Origin of the sequence: Sphingomonas sp. Leaf38 (genome assembly GCF_001421825.1) — a bacterium.
Taxonomy (GTDB): domain Bacteria; phylum Pseudomonadota; class Alphaproteobacteria; order Sphingomonadales; family Sphingomonadaceae; genus Sphingomonas.
The window spans coordinates 516,074-522,642 of the sequence record NZ_LMLD01000011.1 but is presented as its reverse complement, the minus strand read 5'-3'; the positions used below and the strand labels follow the sequence as shown (position 1 = coordinate 522,642).

The following is a 6,569-nucleotide window of genomic DNA, read 5'->3' as shown; positions in this document are numbered from 1 at the left end:
GGGGGGGGGGGGGGGGGGGGGGGGGGGGGGGGAAGGACACGCAACGGGCGTGTTCGCCTGCCGCCCCCTCCGTCAGGCTGCGCCTGCCACCTCCCCCTGGCGGGGGAGGATCGTGAGGTAGTGGCGATCGGAAAGCCCACTTAAGCCCCACCCCGGCGGAAGCCGGGGCCCAACTGGAAAGGTGGCAATGATGACGCGCTGCCAGCCGTTACCGCTGTTCCCCAATTGGGCCCCGGCCTTCGCCGGGGTGGTAAGACGCGGGAGAGATGGCTCCGCGAGAACTCAGAACCCCTCGAGCACGATCTTCCCCTTGGCGGTGTGGCTCTCGATCCGTGCATGCGCCTTGCGCAGGTTCGCCGCGTCGATCCGGCCGAAATTCTCCGCCAGCGTCGTTCGCACCGTCCCCGCGTCGACCAGCCGCGCGACCTCGTCGAGGATGCGGCCCTGTTCGGCCATGTCCGCGGTCTGGAACAGCGAGCGCGTGTACATCAGCTCCCAATGGATCGAGATCGACTTCTGCTTGAGCGGGCTGATATCGAGCGTCTCGGGATCGTCGATTAGCGCGAGCCGGCCCTGCGGTGCGATCAGCGTCGCGATCTCGGCGACATGCTCGTCGGTATGCGTCGTCGAGAAGACGAAGCCCGGCACGCCGAGCCCGAGCGCCGCGACCTGGTCGGCGAGCGGCTTGCGGTGATCGATCACGTGATGCGCGCCGAGATCCTCGACCCAGCTGCGCGTTTCGTCGCGCGAGGCGGTGGCGATCACGGTCAGGTCGGTCAGCTGCCGCGCGAGCTGGATCGCGATCGAGCCGACTCCCCCCGCGCCGCCGATGATCAGGATCGCGTTCGCCGCACCGGGCACCGGCTTGCGCACGTCGAGCCGATCGAACAGCGTTTCCCATGCGGTGATCGAGGTCAGCGGCATCGCCGCCGCCTGCGCCCAGTCGAGCGACTGCGGCTTGTGCCCGACGATGCGGTCGTCGACGACGTGATATTCGGCGTTCGTGCCCGGCCGGTCGATCGCGCCTGCATAGAAGACGGCATCGCCGACCGCGAACCCCGTCACCGCATCGCCGAGCGCGACGACGGTCCCGGCCGCGTCCCAGCCGAGCACCTGCGGCGTGCCGTCGGGATCCGCGCGGCGCTGGCGGATCTTGGTGTCGACCGGGTTCACCGACACCGCCTTCACTGCGACGAGCAGGTCGCGGCCGGTCGCCTCCGGCTTGGGCAGGTCGAGATCGACGAGCGACTGCGGATCGTCGATCGGGAGCGATTGGGTGTAGCCGATGGCTCGCATGCTGTGTCTCCTGGAATGTGGGGACAAAGCCGCCGACACCCCCTCCCGGTTCCCCTCAGTGCCACGCAGCAGTTGGCAAGCCGGGTGTATTATCTATATACGCCACTTGAACGCGGCGCGGGTTGCAGCCACCATGCGCTACCGAACGGAGACACTTGATGGCCACGACCCCGGAAACGCTGACTGAGCCGAGCCTGGTACTGACGCCGCCCGATCCGGTGCCGACCGTCGCCGCCGCCAAGGCCGCCGGGCTGGTACCCGTCGATGCGGGCGTGAAGTCGCAGCTCGACGAGCGCGTATCGGGGTTCGTCACCGATCTCGTCGCGCAGGACGTCAACAGCCCCGAGTTCGGCAAGCGCGTCGATGCGATCACCGCGATGGGGGCGAAGGAAATCCGCGAGGCGGCGGGCCAGTCGAACCGGTTCCTCGACCGCCCGGTAAGGGCGATGGATCAGGAAACGGGCGTCGGCAAGGATCTGGCCGAGCTGCGCCGCGTCGTCGAGGATCTCGATCCGGGCAAGAAGGGCAATCTCACCGCGCCGCAGAAGCTGTTCGGGATCATCCCGTTCGGTGGCAAGATGCGCAATTATTTCGACGGCTATAAATCGTCGCAGACGCACATCGCGCAGATCCTCAAGAGCCTGTCGTCGGGCAAGGACGAGCTGCTGATGGACAATGCCGCGATCGATACCGAGCGCGCGAACCTTTGGGCCGCGATGGGGCGGCTCGAACAGATGATCCATTTGTCGAAGACGATGGACGCGAAGCTCGAGGACGTCGCGAACGAGCTCGACCATAGCGATCCGGCCAAGGCCAAGGCGATCCGCGAGACGGCGCTGTTCTATACGCGCCAGCGCACGCAGGACCTGCTGACGCAGATGGCGGTGACGGTGCAGGGCTATCTCGCACTCGATCTGGTCAAGAAGAACAATGTCGAGTTGGTGAAGGGCGTCGATCGCGCCTCGACCACCACCGTGTCCGCGCTGCGCACCGCGGTGACGGTCGCGCAGGCGCTGACCAACCAGAAGTTGGTGCTGGAGCAGATCACAGCGCTTAACACGACCACCGCGAACATCATTGATTCGACCGGCAAGCTGCTGAAATCGCAGACCGCGCAGATCCATGAGCAGGCGGCGTCGGCGACGATCCCGCTCGAGACGCTGCAACGCGCGTTCCAGAACATCTACGATACGATGGATGCGATCGACGTGTTCAAGCTGAAGGCGCTCGACAGCATGAAGACGACGGTCGGCGCGCTGTCGAACGAGGTCGACAAGTCGCGCGGGTATATCGCGCGGGCCGAGGGGGCCACGCAGGGCCAGCTCGGCGGCCCGTCGCCGAGCGCGTTCAAGCTGGAGGCGATGTAACCGCCGTGAGCGAAGTCGACGACGCCATTGCCAGCGCCCGCGCCTCCTGGTCGCGCATTTCGGACGACCGGACGAGCGCCGTCATTCCGCGCGGGCCGTCGCGCGTCCGGTCGCGCCAGACTCAGGCGATCGGCAAGCGGCTGACGCGGATCGCGATCGCCGACGTCGCGATCCTGATCGCGGCGATGGTGATCGGCTGGATCGTGCCGCTCGGGATTGGTGGCGCGATGCTGGTGATGGCGTTGCTGGTGGCGGCGACAGTATTGTTCGCGGTGTGGCCGGCAGAGCGCGCGCCGACTCCAGAGCGGCTCGCCGCGGTCGACATCCGCACGCTGCCCGCGCAGACCGAACGATGGCTGGAGGCGCAGCGCCCCGCCCTCCCCGCGCCGGCGATGACATTGGTCGACCGGATCGGCCTGCGCCTCGAAACGCTGACGCCGCAACTCGCGACGCTCGACGCCAATACGCAAGAGGCGGTCGACATCCGGAAACTGATCGGCGAACAATTGCCCGCGTTCGTCAAGGATTACGAGAAAGTGCCGGCGTCGCTGCGCACGACTCCGCGCAACGGTCGCACGCCGGACGCGGAACTGGTCGACGGGCTGAAGCTGATCGAACAGGAAATCGGCGAAATGACCGCGCGCCTCGCACAAAGCGACCTCGACAACCTGTCGACCCGCGGGCGGTTCTTGGAGTTGAAGTACAAGGACTGACCAGTGACGCGCACTCGGCTCAGCGTGTGTCGCCGCAAGGCGCGCTTCGTGTCCGAAACCGACGCGCTGTTGGTGGCCCGGGCCGGACGCGTGCCGCTCAGGGTCTATCGCTGCGACCGGTGCCTACATTTCCACCTGACCAGCCGGACGAAGGGCAAACGCGTGTCAGGGTTTGATCGCCCCTGACACGTCAGGCTTCAAAAAAGCCGTGCCGATTTCGATGCGCTTGTGAGGCGCAGACTGGGGGGAAGAACGACGCCCGGCCGCGTTGCGGCGGAATAGCGTGCATGACCGTTGCCATCGACCGCGTAAGCGTCTGCGCGTCGGCGTAGCTCGGCGAACCGCAACTGAATCCTCTCCAACTTGCGCTGCAGTTCGTCACGATGTGCAGGGGTCAACGTGCCGCCATCCTCGGCCTGTTGCGCAAGCCCTTCCTGACGGAGCGCGATCAGCCGCGCCCGATGTCCGCTGTCGGCGGCAACGGTTTCCCCCGTTGGCGCATAGATCACCTGGTCGAGTACGTTGATGCGCGGCGCATCGACACCGTATGCGGGTAGACCGGGAGGGCCGGCAATTGCGGCCGTCGCGGCGAGAGCAATCCAAAGCATGGCGTCATCTCCAATATCGTCCGAGCGATAGTGTCGTAACGCGCCTGATAGTCAAGTCGCGTCAATGCAGGCCGAGTTCTCGACTTTATTCAGCCGTGTTCGAATAGAGCCAAATGCTGCCTAAGCCGCCGTTCACGTCAGTAAATTATGGGCGCGACTACCCAGACGGTCCACCGCTGCCTTGTGTATGCCGGGTGTCGAGGTCAACACGCCGAACGCCTGTGGCCGTGGCTTGTTGAACACCAGCGGCGCGCCGAGCGCATCGCTGACCGCCGCGCCCGCCTCGCTCGCGACCAGGACCGCGGCGGCGATGTCCCATTCATTGCCCCAGCGCAGCGTGGCGACGAGGTCGGCTTCGTCGGCGGCGACCATGGCGATGCGGAGCGCGATCGAGTTGGGTTTGTGGACCATGACGAGGTCGCGGTCGGCCTTGGGGAGCGCGTCTGTGGGTGTCCGGCTGCCGGGGAAGTCGGTGCGGGTGCCGGTCTGGAGGCGCACGCCGTTACGGGTGGCGCCCTCCCCTGCCACCGCGTGCCAGCGTTCGTCGCGCGATGGCGCTTCGAGGATGCCGATCACCGGGCGGCCGCGGTCGACCAACGCGACGGAGACGCACCAGCCGGGCCGCGCGCGGATATAGTCGCGCGTGCCGTCGATCGGGTCGACCACCCAGAGCAGGTCGTGCGCGAGGCGGTCGGCGTTGTCGGCGGTTTCCTCGGAGAGCCACCCCGCCTCGGGCAGCAAGGTCGACAGCCGCGCCTTGAGCATCCGGTCGATCGCGATGTCGAGTTCGCAAACCGGGCTGCCAGGCGTCTTCTCCCATCGCTGGAAGTCGGTGTCGAACCGGTCGAGCGCCATCGCGCCCGCCTCCTGCGCGATCCCCGCAACCGCGTCGGCCATCGCGCGCAGCCATGCCGGAGACCGCGGCGGGCCGCGGTAGCGCTCAGCCACTCGCCACCGTCATGCCCTCCACGCGCAAGGTCGGTACGTTGACGCCGTAGCGGAATTCGAGGTCGTTGGCGGGCGTCATCGCCAAGAACATGTCCTTCACGTTGCCGGCGATCGTGAACTCGGCGACGGGCGTGGTGATCTGGCCGTTCTCGATGCGGAAGCCGGCCGCGCCGCGGCTATAGTCGCCGGTCACGCCGTTCGCGCCGCCGCCCATGAGTTCGGTGACGTAGACGCCCGATTCGATGTCGGCGATCAGCGTTTCGAGCGGAACATGGCCCGGCTCCATGAACACGTTGCTGGTCGACACGCCGGGGCCGCCGCCGATACCGCGCGCGGCGTGGCCGGTCGGCTCGAGGCCGAGCTGGCGGGCCGAGGCGGAATCGAGCAGCCAGCGTTCGAGCATGCCGTCCTCGATGATCTCGCTCGGCGAGACGGGCAGGCCCTCGCCATCGAACGGGCGGGAGCGCAGGCCGTGCGGGCGGTGCGGATCGTCGCGGATGGTGATGCCGTGCGCAAACACCTGGCTGCCGAGCGAATCGAGCAGGAAGCTGGTCTTGCGCGTGATCGCCTGGCCGGAGATCGCGCCGAGCATGTGGCCGATCAGCGACCCACCGACGCGGCGGTCATAGACAATCGTGGTGGGCCCGCTGACGAGGCGGCCGGGATTGAGGCGCGCGACGGCTTGTTCGCCTGCGCGGCGGCCGATCGCTTCGGGCGATTCGAGATGCGCGCGCAGGCGAGCGCTGCTGTGCGCGTAATCGCGTTGCATGGCGCTGCCCTCGCCGGCGAGCACGCTGGCCGACACGCCATAGCCGGTCGCGGCGTAGGCACCGGCGAAACCGTGGCTGGTCGCGAGCGCCCAGACGCTGCGCGACGCGCTGGCGCCGCCGCCTTCGCTGTTCGAGACGCCGGGGACGGCGCGGGCGGCGTCTTCGGCTTCGAGGGCTGCGTCGCGGAGCTGCTCGGGGCTGACTTCGCCGCCGTCGTCGAGGCCGAGCATCGGGGTGATGCCGTGGAGCAGGCGGTCGGCGGGGGCGAGCCCTGCCCAGGGATCTTCGGGGGCCTCACGCGCCATCGCGACGGCGCGTTCGACGAGCGCGTCCATCGCGGCGGTCGACAGGTCGGAGGTGGAGACGCTGGCGGAGCGCTGGCCGACGAACACGCGCAGGCCGAGATCCTCGCTCTCGGAACGGCCGATATCCTCGAGCTTGCCGAGGCGGATCGACACGTCGAGCGCGGCGTCGGCGGCGAAGACCGCATCGGCGGCGTCGGCGCCCGCCGCCTTGGCGCGCTGGACGATATCGTGGGCGCGGTCGCGGGCTTGGTCTGGAGTCAGCATATCAGCGACTTAAGGATGCAGCGTCGTGCCGACAACCACGCAGGCCAGGAACATGAGCAGTCCGGCGAACCGGTTCGCGCGGAAACGCGCGAGTGCGGCGGTCCCTGCGCCCTCCTGCGTGTCGGGTTTGAGCGTGACGACCTGCCAGCCGAGGTGGAGCGCGACGGGGACGAGCGCGGCGATCGCGAGGGGATCGGGGCGGACGGTCCAGAACGCTGCGGCCCAGAGCGCGACGGCGGCGATGTAGAAGATCCCGACGCCGGCCTTCACATGGGTGCCCATGCGGAGCGCCGACGAG

6 protein-coding genes and 1 pseudogene are annotated in these 6,569 nt (G+C 68.0%); 2 read left to right on the top strand and 5 right to left on the bottom strand.

All coding sequences use genetic code 11. The features are described 5' to 3' along the window. Positions 1–282: 282 nt before the first annotated feature. Entirely contained in the window at positions 283–1,296 is a 1,014-nt protein-coding gene (locus ASE88_RS09820) for a zinc-binding alcohol dehydrogenase family protein (protein WP_055873830.1), read from the bottom strand. A gap of 158 nt (positions 1,297–1,454) precedes the next feature. Between ASE88_RS09820 and ASE88_RS09815 the strand changes: the two genes are divergently transcribed. Next, the gene (locus tag ASE88_RS09815; RefSeq protein WP_055873833.1) at positions 1,455–2,663 is read left to right on the top strand and encodes a toxic anion resistance protein; all 1,209 of its coding nucleotides are present in this window, start codon (positions 1,455–1,457) and stop codon (positions 2,661–2,663) included. Positions 2,664–2,668: 5 nt separating this feature from the next. Next, positions 2,669–3,376, top strand: a complete 708-nt coding sequence (locus tag ASE88_RS09810; RefSeq protein ID WP_056477824.1) for a hypothetical protein — start codon at positions 2,669–2,671, stop codon at positions 3,374–3,376. 197 nt (positions 3,377–3,573) lie between these two features. Here ASE88_RS09810 and ASE88_RS09805 read toward each other — a convergent pair whose 3' ends face one another. The 4 genes and pseudogenes from ASE88_RS09805 to ASE88_RS19510 all read right to left on the bottom strand — a co-directional run. Beyond that, positions 3,574–3,885: a hypothetical protein gene (locus ASE88_RS09805; RefSeq protein ID WP_235527898.1), complete on the bottom strand. Its 312-nt coding sequence runs from the start codon at positions 3,883–3,885 to the stop codon at positions 3,574–3,576. Between the two features lie 231 nt (positions 3,886–4,116). Continuing rightward, positions 4,117–4,881, bottom strand: a complete 765-nt coding sequence (locus ASE88_RS09800) for a 3'(2'),5'-bisphosphate nucleotidase CysQ (protein ID WP_056477820.1) — start codon at positions 4,879–4,881, stop codon at positions 4,117–4,119. A 43-nt stretch (positions 4,882–4,924) separates the two neighbouring features. Beyond that, complete coding sequence (locus ASE88_RS09795; protein ID WP_056477819.1) at positions 4,925–6,271, bottom strand: TldD/PmbA family protein; 1,347 nt, start codon at positions 6,269–6,271, stop codon at positions 4,925–4,927. A gap of 9 nt (positions 6,272–6,280) precedes the next feature. Further along, positions 6,281–6,569, bottom strand: a pseudogene (locus ASE88_RS19510) (4-hydroxybenzoate octaprenyltransferase); the annotation flags it as partial.

Coding starts and splice junctions, on each gene's coding strand:
- ASE88_RS09800 (WP_056477820.1), bottom strand. CDS start 4,881: ATGGCCGACGCGGTTGCGGGGATCGCGCAGGAGGCGGGCGCGATGGCG.
- ASE88_RS09820 (WP_055873830.1), bottom strand. CDS start 1,296: ATGCGAGCCATCGGCTACACCCAATCGCTCCCGATCGACGATCCGCAG.
- ASE88_RS09795 (WP_056477819.1), bottom strand. CDS start 6,271: ATGCTGACTCCAGACCAAGCCCGCGACCGCGCCCACGATATCGTCCAG.
- ASE88_RS09815 (WP_055873833.1), top strand. CDS start 1,455: ATGGCCACGACCCCGGAAACGCTGACTGAGCCGAGCCTGGTACTGACG.